Origin of the sequence: Hypericibacter adhaerens (assembly GCF_008728835.1) — a bacterium.
GTDB classification, from domain to species: domain Bacteria; phylum Pseudomonadota; class Alphaproteobacteria; order Dongiales; family Dongiaceae; genus Hypericibacter; species Hypericibacter adhaerens.
This window is the reverse complement of record NZ_CP042582.1, coordinates 2,383,460-2,405,317: the sequence shown is the minus strand read 5'-3', so window position 1 is coordinate 2,405,317 and position 21,858 is coordinate 2,383,460. Positions and strand designations below refer to the sequence as shown.

At 66.6% G+C, this 21,858-nt stretch carries 14 protein-coding genes and 1 tRNA gene; 7 read left to right on the top strand and 8 right to left on the bottom strand.

Annotated elements, in window-relative coordinates:
* Nucleotides 1–54 precede the first annotated feature (54 nt).
* On the bottom strand, nucleotides 55–1,179 hold the full coding sequence (locus tag FRZ61_RS26365) for a D-alanyl-D-alanine carboxypeptidase family protein (protein ID WP_191909387.1): 1,125 nt from the start codon (nucleotides 1,177–1,179) through the stop codon (nucleotides 55–57).
* A 501-nt stretch (nucleotides 1,180–1,680) separates the two neighbouring features.
* Here FRZ61_RS26365 and FRZ61_RS10480 point away from each other — a divergent pair.
* The 3 genes from FRZ61_RS10480 (at nucleotide 1,681) to FRZ61_RS10470 (ending at nucleotide 7,002) form a co-directional block, all read left to right on the top strand.
* The gene (locus FRZ61_RS10480; protein ID WP_151117295.1) at nucleotides 1,681–3,267 is read left to right on the top strand and encodes an ATP-binding protein; all 1,587 of its coding nucleotides are present in this window, start codon (nucleotides 1,681–1,683) and stop codon (nucleotides 3,265–3,267) included.
* Nucleotides 3,268–3,356: 89 nt separating this feature from the next.
* Nucleotides 3,357–5,954: an ATP-binding protein gene (locus FRZ61_RS10475; protein ID WP_151117293.1), complete on the top strand. Its 2,598-nt coding sequence runs from the start codon at nucleotides 3,357–3,359 to the stop codon at nucleotides 5,952–5,954.
* 67 nt (nucleotides 5,955–6,021) lie between these two features.
* Entirely contained in the window at nucleotides 6,022–7,002 is a 981-nt protein-coding gene (locus tag FRZ61_RS10470; RefSeq protein WP_151117291.1) for a C45 family autoproteolytic acyltransferase/hydolase, read from the top strand.
* A gap of 120 nt (nucleotides 7,003–7,122) precedes the next feature.
* Here the strand turns inward: FRZ61_RS10470 and FRZ61_RS10465 are convergent, their stop codons facing one another.
* The 4 genes from FRZ61_RS10465 to FRZ61_RS10450 all read right to left on the bottom strand — a co-directional run bounded on the left by FRZ61_RS10465 (nucleotide 7,123) and on the right by FRZ61_RS10450 (nucleotide 12,472).
* Nucleotides 7,123–8,181 (bottom strand): crotonase/enoyl-CoA hydratase family protein, encoded by a 1,059-nt coding sequence (locus FRZ61_RS10465; protein WP_151117289.1) that lies wholly within the window; start codon nucleotides 8,179–8,181, stop codon nucleotides 7,123–7,125.
* A 571-nt stretch (nucleotides 8,182–8,752) separates the two neighbouring features.
* On the bottom strand, nucleotides 8,753–9,865 hold the full coding sequence (locus FRZ61_RS10460) for an ABC transporter substrate-binding protein (protein ID WP_151120779.1): 1,113 nt from the start codon (nucleotides 9,863–9,865) through the stop codon (nucleotides 8,753–8,755).
* 62 nt (nucleotides 9,866–9,927) lie between these two features.
* A complete protein-coding gene (locus FRZ61_RS10455; RefSeq protein WP_151117286.1) occupies nucleotides 9,928–11,103 on the bottom strand; it encodes a M24 family metallopeptidase in 1,176 nt (391 codons plus the stop codon).
* Nucleotides 11,104–11,356: 253 nt separating this feature from the next.
* Nucleotides 11,357–12,472 carry an extracellular solute-binding protein gene (locus tag FRZ61_RS10450; protein ID WP_191909386.1) on the bottom strand — a complete coding sequence of 372 codons (1,116 nt, stop codon included), beginning with the start codon at nucleotides 12,470–12,472 and terminating at the stop codon, nucleotides 11,357–11,359.
* A gap of 313 nt (nucleotides 12,473–12,785) precedes the next feature.
* Here FRZ61_RS10450 and FRZ61_RS10445 point away from each other — a divergent pair, with 313 nt between their 5' ends.
* From FRZ61_RS10445 to FRZ61_RS10430, 4 genes are all read left to right on the top strand, one after another.
* Complete coding sequence (locus FRZ61_RS10445) at nucleotides 12,786–13,238, top strand: allene oxide cyclase family protein (RefSeq protein ID WP_151117282.1); 453 nt, start codon at nucleotides 12,786–12,788, stop codon at nucleotides 13,236–13,238.
* A 208-nt stretch (nucleotides 13,239–13,446) separates the two neighbouring features.
* On the top strand, nucleotides 13,447–15,819 hold the full coding sequence (locus FRZ61_RS10440; RefSeq protein ID WP_151117280.1) for a hybrid sensor histidine kinase/response regulator: 2,373 nt from the start codon (nucleotides 13,447–13,449) through the stop codon (nucleotides 15,817–15,819).
* 175 nt (nucleotides 15,820–15,994) lie between these two features.
* Nucleotides 15,995–16,564, top strand: a complete 570-nt coding sequence (locus tag FRZ61_RS10435) for a cysteine dioxygenase family protein (RefSeq protein ID WP_151117278.1) — start codon at nucleotides 15,995–15,997, stop codon at nucleotides 16,562–16,564.
* A gap of 21 nt (nucleotides 16,565–16,585) precedes the next feature.
* The gene (locus FRZ61_RS10430; protein WP_151117276.1) at nucleotides 16,586–17,458 is read left to right on the top strand and encodes a TauD/TfdA dioxygenase family protein; all 873 of its coding nucleotides are present in this window, start codon (nucleotides 16,586–16,588) and stop codon (nucleotides 17,456–17,458) included.
* Between the two features lie 741 nt (nucleotides 17,459–18,199).
* On the opposite strand, the gene FRZ61_RS10425 is transcribed toward FRZ61_RS10430, so the two are convergent.
* From FRZ61_RS10425 to gyrA, 3 genes are all read right to left on the bottom strand, one after another.
* A tRNA-Lys gene (locus FRZ61_RS10425) sits at nucleotides 18,200–18,274 on the bottom strand.
* A 106-nt stretch (nucleotides 18,275–18,380) separates the two neighbouring features.
* A complete protein-coding gene (gene coaD, locus FRZ61_RS10420) occupies nucleotides 18,381–18,962 on the bottom strand; it encodes a pantetheine-phosphate adenylyltransferase (protein ID WP_151117274.1) in 582 nt (193 codons plus the stop codon).
* Between the two features lie 37 nt (nucleotides 18,963–18,999).
* A complete protein-coding gene (gene gyrA / locus FRZ61_RS10415) occupies nucleotides 19,000–21,798 on the bottom strand; it encodes a DNA gyrase subunit A (RefSeq protein ID WP_151120778.1) in 2,799 nt (932 codons plus the stop codon).
* Nucleotides 21,799–21,858 lie beyond the last annotated feature (60 nt).

Genomic DNA, 21,858 nt, shown 5'->3' with positions numbered 1-21,858 from the left:
GCCGCGACAGCCCCCAACCTTCTGAAATAAAATATGTTTTAGGGCCGGTTGAGCTCAGCGCCACAAGGCGGTGGGGCTGTTCAGCACGTCGGGGTTGAGCGCCAGGCAATAGGCCCCGCTGGATTGGATCTTCCGGCAGGCGGCCTTCGCCTCCTCCTGGGCCAGACCGACCAGGAGGGCCGCCCAGCGATAGGTGCCCTCCGTCTGGCGCCGGATCACCGCGGGCTGGCCGTGCTTGAGCACCGCCTGCAGCGACTTGCGCGCCTGGTCGACCGTCTTGCGCGCGGCCGCCTGGTCGGGGAAGGCGCCGAAGATCACCGCCCATCCCGGCAGCTTGCCGCCACCGCCGCCGCCGATCGCGGTGCTGGGCAGGGTGCTGCATTCGGCCGAGGAGAGCTGGCGCGGCGGCGGCTGGCTGTCGCCGTCGGGCATGGCGGCGACGTCGGGGAAGGACGGAGCGCCCAGGATGTGGAACCCGGCATCGAGAAGACGGGCCATCTCGCCATTGCGCTCGGCGCTGGAGCGGCCTCCCAGCACGACGCCGATCAGCCGCCGCCCGTCGCGCAGGGCGGACCCCACCAGATTGTAGCCCGAGGCGCAGGTGAAGCCCGTCTTGAGCCCGTCGGCGCCCTGGTAGGCGCTGAGCAGGCCGTTATAGGTCGAGAGGGTTTGGCCATGCCATTGCAGGTTGGTGCTGGCGAAGATCGGATACTGGTCGGGAAAATCCCGCATCAAGGCCCGCGCCAGCAGCGCCATGTCGCGCGCCGTCGTCACCTGGCCGTCGTCCGGCAGGCCGGTGGCGTTGTGGAACACCGTCCGGGTCATGCCGAGCTCATGCGCCTTGGCCGTCATCATCGCGGCGAAGGCGTCCTCGCTGCCGGCGATCCGCTCGCCCAGCAGGACGGCCGCGTCGTTGGCCGAGCGCACGATCACGGCCTTGATCGCCTGGGCCACCGAGATGGTCTTGCCCGCGCGCAAGCCCAGCTTGGTCTCGGGCTGGGCGGCGGCGGTCTCCGAGACGGTCAGCGTCTCGTCGGCCGTCATCTGACCGGCGCGGAGGGCCTCGAAGGCCAGATAGACGGTCATCAGCTTGGTCAGGGAGGCCGGGTGCCAGACCCGGGTGGCATCGACCTGCTGGAGGACCTGGCCGGTGCCGGCGTCCACGACAATACTGGCCATGCGGTCAGCTCGGGCAAAATCGGCGGCGCACAGAACCGCCAGCAGGGCTCCTGCGAACAGAAGCCCTCGCATCCCTCCCCACCGGTCACCGCCCCCGCGCATGCCCGCTCGTCGCCCCCGAACCCGGCCCTTTTTGAGGGCCGGGAGTGTAAAAGCGGGGGCCGGCAGCGTAAAGCGACCGAGTCTCCCGCCTTCGAAACCTCCGTGGCGGCATCCGTACGGAGAAAATTCGCACAATCTTTACAGAGAATTAACGCTTAGCATTTCTAGTATTATGAAGGGGTTAGTGGATATCACCGAAAGCTGAGCTGGAAGTCGCATCCAGCGTGGCGTTGTCGCCGGGTCAGGACAGCGTGCGGGGTCCGGTTTAGTATGGTTAATGGTGCAGAACTGAATCGCCACGTCGCCGGGGAGGAATGCTGCGCCGTGGACATCAAGGTTGCAGGAGCGGCCAGATCCAGGCGTGGATCCGGCGCCACACGACAGGAAGAGTGAGGCGCAATGTCGCTCATCGTCGTCATCGATGATCGCGTCACCAACCGGAACATTCTCGCCAAGCTGGCGAGCTCGCTCGGCAACGATGTGACCGTGCGCGCCTTCGACGACGCGGCTTCGGCGCTCGACTGGACGACCGAGAACACGCCCGACCTCATCATCACCGATTTCAAGATGCCCCGCCTCGACGGCGCGGAGTTCATCCGCGCCATCCGCCAGCGGCCGCAATGTTTCGACGTGCCGGTCATCGTGGTCACGGTCTATGAGGACCGCGAGTTCCGCTACAAGGCGCTCGAGGCCGGCGCTTCCGATTTCCTGATCAGCCCGGTCGACCATCACGAGTTCCGGGTCCGGGTCCAGAACCTCCTCACCATGCGCCGCCAGCAGGAGATCATCCGCCGGCGCGCCCTCACCCTCGAGGAGGTGCTGAATCTCACCAACCGCCTGCGCACCGAGGAACAGCGTCAGTCCAAGGAAGTGCTGGGGCTGGTGATCGATGCGGTGCCGGCGATGATCTGCGTCTCGGACGCGCAAGGGCAGATCGCCTTCGTCAACAGCTACCAGTGCGAGTTCTTCGGCATCGACGCCTCCCAGGCGGTCGGCAAGCGCGTCGCGGAGCTGTTCGGCGAGGAATATGGCCGCCGCCACCAGGAGTTCTCCGCCCAGGTGATCGAGAGCGGCCAGGCCAAGACCGGCCTCGAGGAGCATCTGGTCGACCGCGAGGGCCGCGAGCGTGTCTTCCTGACGACCAAGGCGCCGCTCAATGACGGGCGCGGGCGCATCGCGACCGTGGTCAGCGTCTCGCTCGATATCAGCGACCGCAAGGTGGCGGAGCGCGATCTGCGCGAGGCCAAGGAGCGCGCCGACGCCGCCAACGACACCAAGACCGAGTTCCTGGCCAATACCAGCCACGAGCTGCGCACGCCCTTGAACGCCATCATCGGCTTCGCCGAGATGATGAAGATCGAGCTCCTGGGCCCGATCGGGAACCCGCGCTACCTGGAATATTCGAACGACATCCTGGCCAGCGCCCAGCATCTGCTCCAGATCATCGATGACATGCTGGACGTGTCGCAGATCGAGGCCGGCAAGCTCGAGCTGATCGAGAGCCGGGTGGACCTCAAGAAGCTCTTCCACGACGTCACCCGGCTGATGGCCGCCCGGGCGGAAGAGGCACAAATCGAATTGAAAACAACGATTTCCGGGAAACTGCCCCTGCTCGAAGCCGATGAACGGAAAGTTAAGCAGATCCTGCTTAACCTGGTCACGAACGGCCTCCGTTTCACCCCGCCGGGCGGCAGCGTGACCATCGGCGCCGTCCTGGCGGAAACCGGGGGCATACGGATCACCGTGACGGACACGGGCATTGGCATGGCGGAGCAAGACATTCCGATCGCGATCGCACGCTTCGGCCGGGTCCACCGGGCGGATACCCACAGCCATTCCGGCACGGGGCTGGGGCTGCCGCTGGCGATCGAGCTGACCAAGCTCCATGGCGGCACCTTCGACATCTCCAGCGCCATCGGCGTCGGCACCAGCGTGACGCTCCTGTTCCCGCCGAGCCGCACCCATCGCCAGGCGACCCGTGCCTAACGGCTTCACCCAAGCGATCGCCGAATGCAGCCGCCGGCTGAGCCGGTGGTGGATCGGCCTGCGCAGCAACCAAGGCGGCAGGGCGCGCCATGGCTGTCGATACGGATAACCGCTCCCCCGAGCAGATCTCGCTGACCCGCTTCCTGCGGGAGCGACTGCGCCGCCGCCCGGACAGCGAACACGAGCAGGCCATCGTGCGGGTGGTCATCGTGCTGATCCTCGCGGCTTACTATTTCATCCTGTCCTGGCTGAACCATTTCACGCTGCCGCCCTATAGCTGGGGCTTCTACTGGGCGTCCGGCTATCTGGCGCTGTCCTTCATCTATGTCGGGCTCATCATCGCCTGGCCGAGCATCTCGCCGCCGCGCCGCCTGGCGGCGATGGTCACCGACTTCGCCACCCTCACCGCCCTGATGCATTGGGGCGGCGAGGCCGGCACGCCGCTCTATCTGATCTATCTCTGGATCACCTTCGGCAACGGCTTCCGCTACGGCAACCGCTACCTGGCCGCCTCGGCGCTGGTCAGCACGCTGGGCATGATCTTCGTCTGGGTGACGACCGACTACTGGCTCAGCTCCCCTCACCTCGCCTTCGGCGCGGTCGCGGCCCTGATCGTGCTCCCCGGCTATGTCGCGACGCTGATCCGCAAGCTGACCGAAGCCAAGCGCCAGGCCGAGCAGGCGAACCAGGCCAAGAGCCGCTTCCTCGCCACCATGAGCCACGAGCTGCGCACGCCGCTCAATGCCATCATCGGGCTCGGCGACCTGATGCAGGACACCAAGCTCGACCGCGATCAGCGCGACATGATGCGCACGATCGGCACCTCGGCCCGGGCGCTGCTCTCCTTGATCAACCACATCCTCGACTTCTCCAAGATCGAGGCCGGCAAGATGTCGGTCGAGGTCATCGACTTCGATCTCTATGCCGAGATCGCCGACATCGTTCGTATCCTGCGCAACGAGGCGACCAAGAAGAACCTGCGCCTGGCGACCCATATCGGCGCGGACGTGCCGCCCCAGCTTCATGGCGGCTGCCAGCAGCTCCGGCAGATCCTGACCAACCTGCTGTCGAACGCGGTCAAGTTCACCGAGCGCGGCCATATCCTGCTGACGGTCGAGCGCATCGGCGGCACCCCCGAGCAACCCCTGCTCCGCTTCGAGGTCGCCGATACCGGCATCGGCATCTCGCAGGAGGCCAGCCAGCGCATCTTCGAGAGCTTCACCCAGGCCGACGACGCCACCAACCGCCGTTACGGCGGCACCGGCCTGGGCCTGGCGCTGGCCAAGCAGCTCAGCGGCCTCATGGGCGGCACGATCGGCGTCGAGAGCGAGCCCGGCAAGGGCAGCCGCTTCCGCGTCGAGATCCCGATCGCCATCTCCAAGGTCGTGTCGATCAGCCAGCCCGCCGTGCCGATCGCGCGCGAGGTCCTGCTGGTCTCGTCCGACAGCGTGCTCGCCCGCCATCTGCAGTTCCCGATCGAGGAGGCCGGCTATGCCATGCGCCGCCTGCCCTCGCTGGGCGCCGCGGTCGACCGCGTCATGGACGACAAGCGCGAGGGCATCGACTACCACATCGTCTTCCTCGACCCCGCGAGCGGCCTGACGCCGACCGACGCGGCGGCCGCGCTGCGCACCGCCGATCCGACCGGCGACCTGGCGCTGGTGCTGATCGGAGGCGACCTGACCGGGCCCATGGTGCGCGAGAACTTCCTGATGGCGCTCGAACGCCATCCCGACGCGGCGGCGCTCGCGCATGCGGTGCATGCGCTGCGCGTGTTCGACGCCCAGCGCAAGGACGAGGAGCAGGAGATCCAGCGCCGCCAGGCCGCGGAATCGCGCGCCCAGCGTCCCTTGCGCATCCTCGTGGCCGAGGACAACGGCGTGAACCGCAAGGTGACCGCGAAGATCCTGCGCCGCGCCGGCCACGATCCGCATCTGGTCGAGACCGGCGACGCCGCGCTCGACGCGCTGGAGCAGGAACGCTTCGACCTGGTGCTGCTCGACATCAACATGCCCGGCACCAGCGGCCTCGACGTGGTGAAGCTCCACCGCTTCTCGCATATGGGCGAGCCTTATCTGCCGATGGTGGCGCTCACCGCCGATGCCACCACCGAGACCCGCGCGCTCTGCCAGGAAGCCGGCATGGACGGCTACATCACCAAGCCGGTCGAAGCCGCCCATCTGCTGAAGATCATCGAGGAAGTGGCGGAGCGCAAGCCGCCGGCCGCGACGGCCCCCGAAGCGGCGCCGGCGCCGGCAACGGGCCCCAGCGCCGCCATCACGGACATCACGACCCATCCGCGCTTCCAGTCGGACAGCGGCCCCGTCATCGATTTCGGCGCCCTGGCGGCGCTCGAGGCGATGGATCCCGAGGGCGACTTCCTGGGCGAGATCCTGACCGACTTCATCGGCGACACCGAGGGACTGATCGAGGCCATGGCCGAGGCGGTCGAGGACCGCCATATCGTGGGCATCCGCGACGTCGCCCATGGCATGCGGTCCAGCGCCGCCAATGTCGGCGCGGTGCGCGTGCACCGGATCTGCGGCGAGATCTGCGCCGCCTCCACGCCGGACCTCGAGCGCGACGCCAGCCAGCGCCTGGCGGCGCTGCGCGAGGAGTTCGACCGCTTCCGGACCGCCGCCATGCGCCATCTCGAGGAGCGGCGCAAATCGAGCCAGCCGAGCTGACGGCCGGCCGTCTCTCCCCGCTTCCGATCGTCTCCTGCCGGCCATCGCCTTCGCCTAGAATGCGGCGATGAAGAAGCGATTCATCGCGGCCCGAGAACCCGTCCCCGGCGCGGACTGGCTCGCCCGCTTCTCGGCCGGACGCGGCGAGGCCGAGCGCTGGTACCGCGGCGAGGGGCTGGCGGATCCGCCGACCGCCGCCGAATGCAGAGCCGCCCTCGCCGCCCATATGCCGGAGCTGATGCCGGCCTACGAGCAGGTCTGCGCGCTGGTCGGCGACGACGATCTCGCGCACCGCATCCTGAGCCACTACCGCCCGCCGCCGCTGCCGGGCGGCTGCAGCCAGGCCGTCTGGCTGGGCCAGGAAGGGCCGGCGCTGGTGCGCAATTACGACTACCCGCTGGAGACCGTCTCCGACCGCTTCGAGGCGACCGCCTGGTTCGGCCGCGAGGTGATCGCGAAGGCGCAGCGCCCCTGGGGCGGCTGTCTCGACGGCATGAACGAGGACGGGCTCGTGGCCAGCCTCACCGCCGGCGGCCATGCCGGCCAGGGGCGCGGCTTCTCGATCATCCTGGTGCTGCGCTACCTGCTCGAGACCTGCCGCAACGTGGCGGAAGCGATCCGCGCCCTCGCCCGGGTCCCGCTCGCGCTGTCGCAGAACGTGACGCTGCTCGACCGGTCGGGCGCTTATGCCACCCTCTTCCTCGGCCCCGGCCGCGAGCCCGCAGTGACGCGCGAGCGGGTCTGCACCAACCACCAGGAACTGTCGGCGCTGCCCTCGGGCGCCGCCGCCCGGCGCAGCGTCGCGCGTCAGCAGCGGCTGCTGCGGGCGCTGGAAGAGCCCGGCATCGGCCTCGGCGATCTGACCGCCCGCTTCTTCGAGCCGCCGCTCTATTCCCGCCATGCCGGCTTCACGACGGTCTATACCGCCGTCTACCGGCCGGCCGAGGGCCGCGTCGATTACCTGTGGCCCGGCAAGCGCTGGCCGCACCGCATCGGCGGCTTCGAGCCCGGCGACTATGTCCACGACTATGGCGACCTCCTGCCCTGATCGCCCGCAGGGCCGGCCGCGCATAAAAAAGACCCGGCAGCCTGAGCTGCCGGGTCCGGTCTCGAGTTGCCGGCCCCTTCAGGGCCGGGTCGCTCCCGTCATGAACTTGAGGTGCCGCCCTCAGGCGGTGGCCGCCGGAGCCGCTACGTCGGTGCCTTGGCCGCTGCGCTGCTGCTGGGCGATCGCCGCCCAGCGCCGATCCTGGGCCGAGGCCAGCCGCTCCATCTTGCGGATGTCGGCCGGGGCCAGCGCGATCGCCGCGTCGACCCAGCGCTCGGTGATCTGCATCAGCTCTTCGCGGGTCACCGGGTGGATGGTCTGGCGCGAGCCATAGACCGCGAGCCGGGTCGCAAAGCCGCGATCGATCCGCGCGATATAGTCCTGGACCGCCTTCTCGCCCTCGCCATCCTCGGCCAGCACGTCCACCACGCCCATCGCATGGAGTTCCTCGGCGCTGTAGATGCGGCCCGAGAACACCATCCGCTCGGCCTCGACCATGCCGATGCGCCGCGTCAGGAAGCTGAGCGCCCCCATGCCGGGGAACAGGTTGAAGAGGATCTCCGGCAGGCCGAACTTGGCCCGCTTCTCGGCCACGATCACGTTGCAGGCCAAGGCCGCCTCGAAGCCGCCGCCGAGCGCGTCGCCCTGCACCAGCGCAATGCCGATGATGGGCAGGCCGACATTGGTCGCGCGGGGATACTGCACCTCGATGCAGGCATGGGCGTAGCGGCGCAGCACCGAGCGGTCGCGGCTGCGGATCAGCTCGGCGAATTGCGGCAGGTCGCCGCCGAGATTGAAGATTCCGGGGATGCGGGAGGCCAGGATCGAATAGCGGACCGGATGCGGATCCGCGGGCGTGGCCTCGGCATACATGTCGGTGAGGAAGAACAGCGCCTCGCGCAGGTCGCTCAGCAGCCCGAAGGTGAAGCTGGCCCGGCCGGCGGGACGCATGTACTGCCAATAGAGCTTGGCCGTGCGGTCCCAGAAGAGATCCATCTCGCCCAGGGTCAGCTCGCCGGTGGCGGCGAAGCGCGCCAGGGCCGAGCGGCGCTCGGCGGGCGTCGCGATCGAATCGATCGGTCGTGGCCCGGACCTGTTTTGCAGGGCCCGGTTGCCGTCCGGATCGGGACCTTCGGTCCGGTAGAGCCCGTCGGCCGTCGCGATGCGATTAACCAACATTCCTTGTCTCCCCGCCCCTGTTTCGGCCCTCGCCCAGAGCCTTAACAAAGGATGAACGTCCGGTTCATAGATTGCAAGCAGAAGATTCCGGATGTCCTTGTTAAATTTAGTAAAAAAGTGGTTAATCTAAAGTTAACAGGCTACCTTAAGATACGGTCGTAAAACGACTTTTGCCCCACTCCGCCTGGCTCCGCGACAATTCCGCCATGGCTAACAATAGCTGAATTACGCCAAATGCGTCCGTCGCAAAATGCCGCCAGCGGGTTGGGTTTGGTTACTCAACTATTAACAGAAGAGATTTTTTCGACTCCATTGAATAGTCCGTGAATTTAAGAACGACCCACAGGGCGGGAAAACTCAGCCCGAATTTGGTCACGACGAGAAAGCTGTGGAGAACTTTTCGGCGGTTGCCGGAGACCGTCTCTGCGCGGCCCCGGAATCGAAGACTCCACATCGCGGGTCTTCCGAAGCAGAACGGGGCGCCTCCCCGGCTTGGGAAAGCGCCCCGTCTGGCTATCGTTCGGGGAGGAGCCGCTTCAGGCGGCTCCCCGGAGGCGATGGCGGCCGCGCCTCAGCCACCCGCCTTGATCGTCTGCCAGAGCGCCAGGATCTTTTCGCGCTTGTCCGGATCGGCGGCGACGAAGAAGTTGCCGGTCTTGAGGAACTCGTTCGGATCCTTGAAGCCCAGGAGCGCCACGGCCTCGGGCGAGGCGATCTTGAAGGACTCCTGGTTGGCGTGCCCGTAGCCGTACTGCTCGATCACGTATTTGCCGCTCTCGGGCGCCAGCATCGCGCTCATGAAATCGTAGCGTTCCTTGTCGGGGCACTGGCCCTTGACGGTCGAGGTCAGGCCGCAGATCCAGGTCATGATGCCCTCCTTCGGGTTCATGAACTTGACGTTGACGCCCTGCTTCTTGAGGGTGTTGACCGACTGGCCCCAGCCCCAGGCCGCCACCACCTCGCCCGAAGCCAGCGACTGCTCGAGCTCGGTGTTGTCGGTCCAGTAGTAGCGCATGTTCTTGTGCATGTGCCGCAGCAGGTCGCCGGCCTTGGCCATCTCCTCGTCGTTCATGTCCATCGGATTCTTGGCGCCGCTGAGGAGCCCCGCCACCGCCATGATGTTGTCGGGCGAATCCAGGAAGGCCATCTTTCCCTTGTAACGGTCGTCGAGGAAGATGGTCCAGCTCTCCTCCTTGATGTCGACCAGGTCGGGGCGATAGATCACCGACGACGTGCCCCAGTCGAACGGCATGATGTAGAAGTCGTTCTCCTGCTTGACGTCCTTCACCGACAGGAACTGCGGGAAGATGTTGTCCCAGCCGGCAATCTGCTTGGTGTCGAGCGCCTTGATCGCGCCCGCGTCCTTGAAGCGCCGGACGGTGTTGATGCAGGGATGGATGACGTCGGGATTGAAGCCGGCCCGCACCTTCTGCAGCGCCTCCTCCTCGTCGCTGAAGAAGGTCGCCGTCGGCTCGCCGCCATAGGCCTTGGTGTAGGCCTGGTGCAGCTCGGGGATCTCGTAGCCGTTCCAGCCGAAATAGGAGAGCGACGAGGCGGCCTCGGCGGAGCGCCCGATCACGGGAAGCACGGCCACGCCGAGCCCCAGGGCGGAGGCTGCCTTCAGGAAGCCGCGGCGGTCGGTCATATAGAGATCGATGATGGAATTCACGTTGCCTCTGTTCATGTTCCTCTGCCTGCCGCCTAGGGAGCGGCGTTTGTTGATCTTGCCGTCTTGAACCGACGGAATTACCAGCGGCGGATCCGCGCCTTGCTGATCTTCTCGCAGCCTTTCTCGGTGACCAGGACGGTCTCCTCGAAATCGCCGACGAAGCCATGTTTCTCCACCGTGCGCTCGACGCACAGCACCATGCCGGGCTCGATCACCCAGGTCTCGTCCGGCACCAGCCAGGGCGCGTCCCAGCCCAAGCCGATGCCGTGCCCGAGCCCCGAGAAATCGCTATGCGGGGAGAAGCCCAGATCCACGAGCTTCTTGAAGCCGGCCTTGGCCACGTCGCCCGCGCGCGCACCCGGCTTGATCGCGGCGATGCCGGCCTCGACCGCGGCGATCGAAGCCTCGAAGGATTCGATCTCGGGATGCGAGGCGTTGCCGATCGGCTTGGAGCGCGAGTGATCGAAATAGTAGCCCTGAAAGATGCCGGAGAGGCCGATCCCGAACCACTGCCCCTCCTCCAGCGGCTCCTTCGAGGCGAAGGTGGGGAACTCGTTCGCGATATAGACCGGCGCGTTGCCGCCGCGGCCCGAGGCCATGAAGTTGTTGTACATGATGGCCCCTTCGCGCGCGAGCGCGTTCAGCCCGACGCCCATGATCTCGCCATGGGTGCGGCCGGCCTCGGCGAAATCCATCATCGCCTCGATCGCGTTGGAGCCGATCTCGGAGGCGCGGCGCAGGATCGCGATCTCGGCCGGCGACTTGACGGAGCGCAGCTTGTCGAGGATCTCGTCGCAGGGCGTGAACCTCGTGCCCTGCAGATCGGATTCGATCTTGCGGAAGGCGGCCCAGGGCAGCGCGTCGGCGCCCGCGACGCCGATATGCTTGCCGGCGAGCTTGGCGTCCTTGATCGCCTTCACGACGGCCGGCAGCACGTCGTCCGCCTGAACCACGTTCGATACCGGTATCTCGTTCGCCTTCACCGACATGTCGACGACCAGGATGGGATCGCCCTGGTTCGGCATGACGAGCATCGGATGGCCGCGCGCCGACCAGTCGGGCCGGCGGTCGGGAATGAAGGGGAAGGAGCTGTAGAAATTGGCGAGGTAGAGCACGTTCGCGTAGCGGTCGACGGAACCGCCGCCGCGCGAGATCACCAGCAGCCCGTCGAAGCCGGCTGCTGCCGCGGCGGCCTTGGCGCGGCGCTGCCGCTCCTGGAATTCGGCGATCGTGATGGAGGGAGCGACGGCCATGCTGTTCCTTTCGGCAATCGCCCGGCAGGCTCGACGAAGCGCTGCGGGGCTTGCATTCAATCGTTCGTGACGAGCGTCGAGGATATGAGGGCCTTCGCGCCTGCACAAGCGGGCGACTTGTCCTGCGACATCGGAAAAATCGAAACCAATGAAGCACTTGGTCTCAGTTGCCGCGGAAGAGCCGGTTCATGAAAAGCGGGGCCCGGCCTTCCGGCCGAGCCCCGTCGCTGATGATCCCGCTATGCAGCGCCGTTCATTGCGAAGCCTTCACCTCCTCGAGGATCTGCGAGAGCTCGGCCAGATGGCGCGACACGGTCGAATAGACGCCCTGCCCCAGCATCTCGGTCGGGTCCTTCGGCAGGCTGCGCTTGGTCAGCACGTCCGGCGCCACCATATCGAATGCCTTGTGGTTCGAGTGGCCGTAGCCATAGGTCTCGATCAGCCATTTCCCGGCCTCGGGCGCGCTCATCGCGTTGATCAGGTCGTAGGCATCGTCGCGGTGGCCGCCGCCCTTCGCCAGCACCAGGCCGCAGCAGTAGGTCAAGGCGCCCTCCTTGGGCGAGACGAACTTCACCGGCACGCCCTGGTCGATCAGGGTCGCCGCGGCACCGTTCCAGGAGGATGAGGCGACGATCTCGCCCGAGGTCAACGCCTGCTCCAGCGTGGTCTCGTCGTTCCAGTAGAAGCGCAGCAACGGCTTCTGCTCCAGGAGCTTCTGCTTGATCTTGGCGAGATCGTCGGCCGTCATGTTGTTCGGGTCCTTGATCTTGAGCAGCGTCGCCACGATCAGGCCCGTATCGGCCATGCCGTCGCCGATCGAGAGCTTGCCCTTGTATTTCGGGTCCCACAGCAGCTCCCAGCTGTCGACCGGGTCCTTGATCAAATCGCTGCGATAGATCAGCGCCGTCATGCCCCAGTCGATCGGCACGAACCAGTGCTGCCCGTCCTCGGTGACGGTGCCTTTCAGGTTCTTCAGGGAATCGAAGAGCTCGCCCCAATGCTCGAGGCGGCCGGTGTCGATCGGCTCGATCACGCCCGCATCGCGCCAGATCGGCACGCGGTTGTTGCAGGGATGCGCCACATCCACCTGGAAGCCGCTCTGCATCTTGGTCAGCGCTTCCTGCTCGTCGCCGAAAAGCGGTGTCTGCGGCATGCTGCCATGCTTCTCGACGAAGCCGGGCATGAACTCCTTCACGTCATAGCCGCTCCATGTGTAGTAGATCAGGTCGGCGGCCCGCGCGGGTCGCGTCAGCACCGGCATGGCGGCGATGCCGATCCCGGCCGCCGCGAGCCAGCGATGCAGTTCGCGGCGCGTGATGCGCCGTTCGGCCAACCGGCCGATCAGTTCCTGTGCGTTTGCTTTGGACATGGCGTTCCTCCCTTGCCTTCCCTGTTGTCCGTCGAATGGCTCCCGCCGGAATCGAGACCGATGCCGGTGAAATAGCTTCGCTTCTTCTTGACGCATCGAGTGTAGCCGCCGGCCGAGCGGACCGGCAATCATCCCCTTGGGCGAGGTTCGGCTCTTCCCGGGCGATACCGGCGAGAAGGCGCGGGGGGACGGTCGCAGCCGTTGACGCCCGAGGAACGACAGGCCTAGCGTTCATATGGGGGCTCGAGCCTCGCGGCATCGCGCCCCACGACCCGATTTCATCCCGTTTTCATGAACAGAGGAGGAAATCCCCATGAAAAAATTCCTTGGCCTGCTTCTATCCTCGGCGACGGCCGGCCTTCTCATGGTCGCCCATCCCGCCCACGCGTTCCAGACGGAGAGCGCGACCTATGTAGAGCGGGCGACGACCGACGCCGTCACCGATCTGGGCGACAAGGGCGACAGCGTCGGCGACCTTCTGACCTTCGCCAACGAGATCTATGACGAGCACAACAAGAATCTGCTGGGTCACGACAATGGCTGGTGCATCCGCACCGTCGTCGGCAAGGCCTGGGAATGCTTCTGGACCCTGACCCTGGCGGACGGTCAGCTCAGCGTCGCCGGCCCTTATTTCGACGCCGCCGATTCCGTTCTCTCCGTCACCGGAGGAACCGGCCGCTATTACGGCGCTCGCGGCGAGATGAAGCTTCATGCCCGCAACGCGCAGGGCACCGAATACGACTTTGCCTATAAATTCACTCATTAATCGGGTCCGGCGCCGGGCGCGGCCGTCGACCGCGGCCCCCGGCGCCACCCCCTTGGGGCCCGCCCCTGACAGCGCCGTAATCCTAAGCATCCGGTCAATAACGGGCCGGTCATTGACCCGGACCGCAAGGCTATTGGATGATTCGGTAACCACCGAAAGATAGCCTGCACGAGGCGTCCCATGCCCCGAAGCAGATCCGGATACAGGGATGGAAAGCGTTAAGAACAACCGGGCCGATGCGCTCCTGCGCGAGAGCGAAGCCTTCCTGCGCCGGGCGCATCGGATGGCCAGGCTCGGCCATTGGGTCTCTACGGTCACGACCGAGCCCGACGGCAGCGTCAAGGTCCTCACCCGCTACGGCACCGCCGCGGCCGAGATCCTGGGCCGCCCTCCCGATGCGCTCGACGCGACCGACGCCCATTTCATCGAGCAGGTCGTCCATCCCGAGGATCGCGCCGCCTGCCTGCGGATGTCGGCGCAATACACGGCGATGGTCGCCGACCGGCCGGCGAGCGGAACGACGCCGGCCTATTACGACAACAGCTACCGCATCGTCCGCCCCGACGGCGAGATCCGCCATGTCAACGAGCTCGTGGAAGGCGTCGTCGCGGAGGATGGCGTGCGCTACATCCTGGGCACGATCCAGGACGTGACGGAGCAGCGGCAGGCGGAAGCCGCGCTGGCCGACAGCCGCGCCCTGCTGCGCGAGATCATCGATTCCATGCCGGCGACGATCTCGGTTCGCGATACGCAAGGGCGCTATGTCTTCGCCAATGCCGAGCTGGCGAAGTTCCACGGCCGCCCCGTCGACTGGTTCCCGGGCCGCACCCTCGACGAGCTCTATGACGAAGGCTATGTCCGGCATGTGCTCGAAGCCGACCGCCAGGTCATCCTGTCGGGGCGGCCGCATCGCTTCCACCGCACGGACTATCGCGATCCGCGCGGCTTCACCAGCTCCTGGCTCACCTCGCGCGCGCCCATCCACGATGCCGCCGGCAAGGTGAAGTATGTGGTCTCGATCGGCCTCGACATCAGCGAGCTCAAGCAGATGCAGGCGGCGCTGCAGGAGAGCGAAGGCCGTTTCCGCAGCCTCGCCGACAATCTTCCCGCCCTGATCTGGATGTGCGACGAGACGGGCGAATGCATCTTCCTCAACAGGCAGTGGTCCGCCTATACCGGCCGGCCGGTCGAGGAAGAGCTGGGCCATGGCTTCGCGGAGAGCATCCATCCCGAGGACCGCGCCAAGTCGCTCGAGGTCGAGCGGCAGATGCTGGCGTCGCGCGCCCACATGACCGACGAATACCGGCTGCGCGGCGCCGACGGCAGCTATCGCTGGTTCCTCGACACGCTCGTGCCGCGCTTCTCGGCCGATGGCGCCTATCTCGGCCATGTCGGCGTCCTCATCGATATCGAGGACCGCCGGGCCCTCGAGGAGAAGCTGCGCCAAGTCCAGCGGCTCGAGGTGATCGGCACGCTCGCCGGCGGCATCGCCCACGATTTCAACAATCTGCTGACGGTCGTGATCGGCAATCTCGACCTGATCGGGGTCAATCCCCAGAACACGGAGAACGTCAAGCGCCTCTCGAGGAACGCGCTCCAGGCAGCCGAGCGCGGCGCCGAGCTGGTGCACCGGATGGTGGCGTTCTCGCGCCAGCAGACCCTCAACCCCGCCGAGATCGCGCCGAACGAGTTGGTCATGCGCGTGAGCCAGATGCTGCGCCCCTCGCTCAGCGCCAACATCGCGGTCGAGCTGAAGCTCGCCGACGGGCTGTGGCCCGCCATCGTCGATACCGGCCAGCTCGAGGATTCGATCCTCAACCTGGCGATCAACGCGCGCGACGCGATGCCCGACGGCGGCATCCTCACGATCGAGACTGCCAACACCGTCTTCGACGAGCGCAACCCGTCGCCCGATCCGGACATGAAGCCCGGCGCCTATGTGCGGCTGACCGTCGCCGACACCGGCGTCGGCATGACGCCCGAGGTCCGCGCCCAGGCGGTGCAGCCCTTCTTCACCACCAAGGGGGTCGGCAAGGGCTCGGGGCTGGGGCTGAGCATGGTCTACGGCTTCGTGAAGCAGTCGGGCGGCCATCTCGAGATCGACAGCGCGCCCGGCCGCGGCTGCCGGATCAGCCTCTATCTGCCCCGCTCGCCCGGCACCCCGGAGGCGGAGGCGAAACCGGAGGCACAGGCCCCCCTCGGCGGCGACGAGACCGTCCTCGTGGTCGAGGATGACGAGCTGGTGCGCAGCTATGTGGTCGAGCAGCTGCGCGGCTTCGGTTATCGGATCGTCGAGGCGCGCGATGCCGCGGCCGCCCTGGCGCTGGTCGATGCGGGCCAGTCCTTCGACCTGCTCTTCACCGACGTGATGCTCCCGGGCGGCATGCTGGGGCCCGAGCTCCTCGAGCAGATGCGCCGCCGCAAGCCCGGCCTTCGGGCTCTCTTCACCTCGGGCTACAGCGACAATCACGTGCTGGCGCGCGAACGCGATACCGGCGCCGTGCGCCTGCTGCAGAAGCCCTATAGCCGCCAGCATCTGGCGGCGGAGATCCGCGCCGCCCTCGGCGATACGCCGCGCTAGCGTCCGCTCGGCACCGTCTTCGGCCGTCCGCTCTGGCAGCGAGCCTTCCGCCCGCCCGGGGGCAAGCCTCGGACCCCGGATTTTAGCTGTCGCCGGGCGCCAGGGCTCGCGCTAGCCTCTGCCCCGGCGGCGGTCCCCCCGGGAGGGGACGCCGTTCGCAAGGGAGAGCCGGAACATGCACGAGGCCTTGGCGGCGTTCATCGCGCAATGCGAATCCATCGTCGCCGCCAAGGAGAAGACGGCGGACCGGGTGACGACCATCGCCCCCCTGATGCAGAAGCTGGCGACCCGCGCCGACGAGTTCCTGACGGAAGACCACAAGCGCCCCGAGGCGGAGCATTATGCGCGCAACGCGATCCATATCGCGCCCAGCGGCAATCTTTCCCTCTTCGCCCTGGTCTGGCTGCCCGGGCAATGGACGCCCGTCCACGATCATGGCTGCTGGGGCGTGGTCGGCGTGGTCCAGGGCCTGCTCGAGGAGCGCAGCTACATGTCGGCGACCGGCGACATCGCGGCCGACAGCGGCATCCGCCTCAAGCGGGGCGGCGTCATCCTGCTCAACCCGGGCTCGGTCTCGAGCTTCGTGCCGAACCCCGACCATATCCACATGACCGGCGTGGCCCGGACCCGCGAGACCTGCATCAGCCTCCATCTCTATGGCCGCAACATGAACAGCTTCCATATCTATGATGTGGAGGCCGGCACGCGGCGCCTGGTCGACGTGCCCCACCATGAGAGCCGCTGAGGGCGGCCGGGACGGAACATCATGCTGAACGCCAAGGAAGGGCCGCGCATCCGCCACCAGGCCCCGGAAGGCACGCCTTACGAGACCATCACGGTCGAGAAGCTGACGCCGCTCATCGGCGCCGAGATCGGCGGCGTCGACCTGGCCGCGGTCTCGAACCGGCAGTTCGACGAGATCCACCGGGCGCTCGCGGAGAACCTCGTCATCTTCTTCCGCGACCAGAGCTTCTCGCCCGAGCAGCACCTGGCCTTCGGCCGGCGCTTCGGCGAGCTCCATCGCCATCCCGCGGCCCCGCACGCGCCGGGCATCCCCGAGCTGATGACGATCTATGCCGACAAGGACAGCCCGCGCGCCAATGGCGAGGGCTGGCACACGGACGTCTCCTGCGACCCCGAGCCGCCGATGGGCACGATCCTCCATATCAAGCAATGCCCGGCCCAGGGCGGCGACACGCTCTTCGCCAGCATGTATGCCGCTTATGACGCGCTGTCGGAGCGCATGAAGACCTATCTCGCCGGCCTCACCGCGATCCATGACGGCGAGCATGTCTATCGCGGCCTGTTCGACAATTTCGGCGTGGCCGACAAGCCCAGCTATCCCAAGGCCGAGCATCCGGTGATCCGCACCCACCCGGTGACGGGCAAGAAGGCGCTCTATGTCAATCGCGGCTTCACCACGCGCATCCGCGGCATCCCCGTCGACGAGAGCGACGGGATCCTGCGCTATCTCTACGAGCACATGGAGAATCCGCTGTTCCAGTGCCGCTTCCGCTGGCAGCCCAACTCGGTCGCCTTCTGGGACAACCGCTGCACCCAGCATCGGGCGCTCTGGGACTACTGGCCGCACACGCGCGCGGGGAACCGCGTGACGATCAAGGGGGAGAAGCCAGTTTAGCGCGCCAGTTCGATGTGCAAAATCTCTAAGCTTCAATTCGGTGAGCTTGTGCCTCCGAAAGGAAGCCGAACACTAGGAACACAAACGACGCTTCGTTGGTTTGGCGGCCAGCCCAGCTCTAATCCGGCTTAAGGCCATGCGGTAAATACACAACACATCCTCGCATTGTGCCGCCGTTAATGCGTGAAATTCCGAGGGAAGCTCGCTGACGGCGATAGATTGCCGTCTCGTTACGGACATGCCGAGCATTCGTGCTCCCGCGCGCGTGCCCCTGTGCAGATAGATTGTGTCTGGCTCAAACCCAAGGAAGGCGCCCACTCGATGCGAAATATCGTAAACAGCCATCTCACCAATTCCGTGAATAGGTCTGATGGCGCTATTCACCGTCGCAAAGACCGATGAAAAGTCTGCGGCTCGCTTAAGCGACTGAGTATGTTCAGCGAGTTTGTGTGCTGCTTTTTCTAGAACGCCGGGCGGCACTAGACTTTGGTGCGAGTGCTTCTTCGTGCCTCCACCTCGACCGCTGGGGATACGGCTGTGGCAGGCGCGTCCTATAGCGTCACCGAGAGTCTTCGGACTCTGCCCAAACCACTTTAGCTGTCGTTCGACGCCTTCTTTGTGGTTGGCCAAGTAATGCTCAACTACATCTCGGTAGGACCGCAACTCAGGCAGATCTTCTTTCACATTATGCCCCCGCCGTGCGCGACAAAAATCGGCTGTAGCGCCAAATATCTGATTGGTTGGTGAGCCCGGCGGGGATCGAACCCGCGACCCTCTGATTAAAAGTCAGATGCTCTACCCCTGAGCTACGGGCTCGCCGAGGGCGATGGTGGCGGCGCCATGTAGCGCATGACATGGCGGGAATGCAAGCGCGCCGTTCGGCGCGGGCAGGCCCGCCAGGGCGATGCGCAAAAGCGCGGGATTATTTCGGTTTTCGGGCCTTTTTCGCAGGGCCGGCCGCGGCGGCCTTGACGCGCGCCCCGCGCTTCTTCTTGCCGTTGCCGAATCCCAGCTGCGTCTCGAGATAGTCGGCCACGCGCGGGCTCACGAAATGGCGGATATCGCCGCCAAACCGGCCGATCTCCTTCACGAAGCGCGAGGAGATGAACTGGTGGCGGTCCGAGGCCATGAGGAACACGGTCTCGATGTCGGGATTGAGCCGGGCGTTCATGCCGGCCATCTGGAACTCGTACTCGAAATCCGACACGGCGCGCAGGCCGCGGATGATCGAGCTCGCCCCCACCTGCATGGCGAAATCCATCAGCAGGCAGTTGAAGGGCACCACCTCGACATAGTCGGGCATGCCGTTGTCGAGCGCCACGAGCTCGCCCTGGACCAGCCGCACCCGGTCGTCCAGCGACAGCAGCGGTCCCTTGCCCGCATTGACCGAGACGCCGATCACCAGCCGGTCGACCAGCCGCGCCGCGCGCCGGATGATGTCGAGATGGCCGTTGGTGATCGGGTCGAAGGTGCCTGGATAGACTGCAATCCTGGTCTTGGGCATCGCCCCGCTCCCCTGCCCGGCCGGTCGTTGCCGGCCGTTATTCCTTGATCGCCGGACCGGTTTCCCCGGCTCCGGCATCCCCATCGGCTTCGCCGCCGATCCCGTCGCCCGCCGGCGCTTCGTCCACGCCGTTGCTGCCGGCCCCGTCGGGCCCGCCCTCCGCGCTGTCGCCCAGCTCGCCCAGCCGCGTGACCGAGACGACGCGCTCGCCGTCCGAGACCTTGAACACGATCACGCCCTGGGTGTTGCGCCCGGCGATGCGGATGTCGCCCACGGGGCAGCGGATGAGCTGGCCGCGATCGGTCACCAGCATGATCTGGTCGCCATGCCCCACCGGGAAGGTCGCGGCCACGGGGCCGTTGCGCTCGCCCACGGCGATGTTGACGATGCCCTGCCCGCCGCGGCCCGTGATGCGGTACTCGTAGGCCGAGCTGCGCTTGCCGTAGCCCTTCTCGGTGATGGTGAGGATGAACTCCTCGGCCGCCTCCATCGCCTGCAGCCGGTCGGCGCTGAGCTCGATCGCCTCGGCGGCACCCGGCGCCGCCTCGCCTTCCTCGGCGACGGCCTCGGGCGCGGCGGCTTCCGCCGCGCCGTTCTCGGGCTCCTCGCCCGGCTGGCGGCGGCGGGCGTTGGACCAGCGCAGATAGGCCTCGCGCTCGGCCGTATCGGCCTCCACATGGCCCAGGATCGACATGGAGACGACGCGATCGCCCTCGCCCAGCTTGATGCCGCGCACGCCGGTCGAGGTGCGGCCGGTGAAGACGCGCACGTCGGCGACGGCAAAACGGATCGAGCGGCCGCCGCGGCCGGCCAGCAGCACGTCGTCGGTCTCGGCGCAGGTCTGGACGCCGATCAGAAGCTCGCCCGGCTCCTCCAGCTTCATGGCGATCTTGCCGTTGGCCATGACGCTGGTGAAATCGGAGAGGCGGTTGCGACGGACGTAACCGCTGGAGGTGGCGAACATGACGAACATGTCGCTCCAGCGCGCCTCGTCCTCGGGCAGCGGCATGACCGTCGAGATGGTCTCGCCTTCCTCGAGCGGCAGCAGGTTCACCAGCGCCCGGCCGCGCGCCTGGGGCGTGCCCAGGGGCAGCTTGTAGACCTTGGTCTTGTAGACCATGCCGCGGGTCGAGAAGAGCAGCATGGGCGTGTGGGTGTCGGCGACGAAGAGCTGGGTGACGAAATCCTCGTCGCGCGTCGCCATGGCGGCCCGCCCCTTGCCGCCGCGCCGCTGGGCGCGGAAGGCCGAGAGCGGCACGCGCTTGATGTAGCCGCCATGGGTGACGGTCACCACCATGTCCTCGCGCTGGATCAGGTCCTCGACATCCTGCTCGAACTCGAGCTCCTCGAGGGTGGTGCGGCGCGGGGTGGCGAACTGCGCCTTCATCTCCAGGAGCTCGGTGCGCAGGATGGTCAGGCGCCGGGCGCGCGATCCGAGGATATCCAGCAGATCGACGATCTGGGCGGCGATTTCCTTGATCTCGTCGGCGATCTTCTCGCGCTCGAGGCCGGTCAGGCGCTGCAGCCGGAGTTCCAGGATCGCCTTGGCCTGCTCCTCGGAGAGGCGATAGGTGCCGTCCTCGGCCACGGTGCGGCCCGGCTCGTCGATCAGCCTGATCAGCGGCGCCACGTCCTGGGCCGGCCAGGCCCGCGCCATCAACCGGTCGCGCGCGGTGTTCGGGTCGGGCGCCTTGCGGATAAGGTCGATCACCTCGTCGATATTGGCGACCGCGATGGCGAGGCCCACCAGGATATGGGCGCGCTCGCGCGTCTTGCGCAGATCGAACACCGCCCGCTTGGTGATGACCTCCTCGCGGAAGGTCACGAAGGCGGCGATGATCTGCTTGAGGTTGAGGAGCTCGGGCCGGCCGCCATTGATGGCCAGCATGTTGACGCCGAAGCTGGTCTGCAGCGGCGTGTGGCGATAGAGCTGGTTCAGCACCACCTCCGCCATCGCGTCGCGCTTCAGCTCGATCACCACGCGCACGCCGTCGCGGTCGCTCTCGTCGCGCAGGTCGGCGATGCCCTCGATGATCTTCTCGCGCACGCATTCGGCGATGCGCTCGAGCAGGCGCGACTTGTTGACCTGGTAGGGGATCTCGCTGACCACGATCGCCTCGCGGTCCTTGCGGATCTCCTCGACATGGCTGCGCGCACGGACCTGGATCGAGCCGCGACCGAGATGGAAGGCCTCGCGGATGCCGGACTTGCCGAGGATGACGCCGCCGGTCGGGAAATCGGGACCCGGGATATGGGCGATCAGGTCCTCGATCGCGATCGCGGGATTGTCGATATAGGCGATGCAGCCATCCACCACCTCGCCCAGATTGTGGGGCGGGATGTTGGTGGCCATGCCGACGGCGATGCCGTTGGCGCCGTTGATCAGGAGATTGGGGAAGCGCGCCGGCAGGACCGACGGCTCGAGCTCGGCCCCGTCATAGTTGGGCTGGAACGGCACCGTCTCCTTGTCGATGTCGTCGAGCAAGGCCGAGGCCGCGCGGGCGAGCCGCGCCTCGGTGTAGCGCATGGCCGCCGGCGGATCGCCGTCCATCGAGCCGAAATTGCCCTGGGAGTCGATGAGCGGCAGGCGCATGGAGAAATCCTGCGCCATGCGCACCATCGCGTCGTAGATCGCCGCGTCGCCATGGGGATGGTATTTACCCATGACCTCGCCGACGATGCGCGCCGACTTGCGGAAGGGCCTATTGAAGTCGTAGCCGCCCTCCTTCATCGCATAGAGGATGCGGCGGTGGACGGGCTTCAGGCCGTCGCGAACGTCGGGCAGCGCACGCGCCACGATCACGCTCATGGCGTATTCGAGGTAGGAGCGTTTCATCTCCTCCTCGATCGTCACGGGCGTGATGTCGAGCGGCTCGGAAGCAGGCGGTTGGGTCAA

Bases quoted from the DNA above. Each gene is read 5' to 3' on its own strand.
- FRZ61_RS10465 (WP_151117289.1), bottom strand. From the start codon at position 8,181: ATGTTGGTTAATCGCATCGCGACGGCCGACGGGCTCTACCGGACCGAA.
- FRZ61_RS10460 (WP_151120779.1), bottom strand. From the start codon at position 9,865: ATGAACAGAGGCAACGTGAATTCCATCATCGATCTCTATATGACCGAC.
- gyrA (WP_151120778.1), bottom strand. From the start codon at position 21,798: ATGAAACGCTCCTACCTCGAATACGCCATGAGCGTGATCGTGGCGCGT.
- FRZ61_RS10450 (WP_191909386.1), bottom strand. From the start codon at position 12,472: ATGTCCAAAGCAAACGCACAGGAACTGATCGGCCGGTTGGCCGAACGG.
- FRZ61_RS10445 (WP_151117282.1), top strand. From the start codon at position 12,786: ATGAAAAAATTCCTTGGCCTGCTTCTATCCTCGGCGACGGCCGGCCTT.
- FRZ61_RS10455 (WP_151117286.1), bottom strand. From the start codon at position 11,103: ATGGCCGTCGCTCCCTCCATCACGATCGCCGAATTCCAGGAGCGGCAG.
- FRZ61_RS10435 (WP_151117278.1), top strand. From the start codon at position 15,995: ATGCACGAGGCCTTGGCGGCGTTCATCGCGCAATGCGAATCCATCGTC.
- FRZ61_RS10470 (WP_151117291.1), top strand. From the start codon at position 6,022: ATGAAGAAGCGATTCATCGCGGCCCGAGAACCCGTCCCCGGCGCGGAC.
- FRZ61_RS10430 (WP_151117276.1), top strand. From the start codon at position 16,586: ATGCTGAACGCCAAGGAAGGGCCGCGCATCCGCCACCAGGCCCCGGAA.
- FRZ61_RS10475 (WP_151117293.1), top strand. From the start codon at position 3,357: ATGGCTGTCGATACGGATAACCGCTCCCCCGAGCAGATCTCGCTGACC.
- coaD (WP_151117274.1), bottom strand. From the start codon at position 18,962: ATGCCCAAGACCAGGATTGCAGTCTATCCAGGCACCTTCGACCCGATC.
- FRZ61_RS10440 (WP_151117280.1), top strand. From the start codon at position 13,447: ATGGAAAGCGTTAAGAACAACCGGGCCGATGCGCTCCTGCGCGAGAGC.
- FRZ61_RS26365 (WP_191909387.1), bottom strand. From the start codon at position 1,179: ATGGCCAGTATTGTCGTGGACGCCGGCACCGGCCAGGTCCTCCAGCAG.
- FRZ61_RS10480 (WP_151117295.1), top strand. From the start codon at position 1,681: ATGTCGCTCATCGTCGTCATCGATGATCGCGTCACCAACCGGAACATT.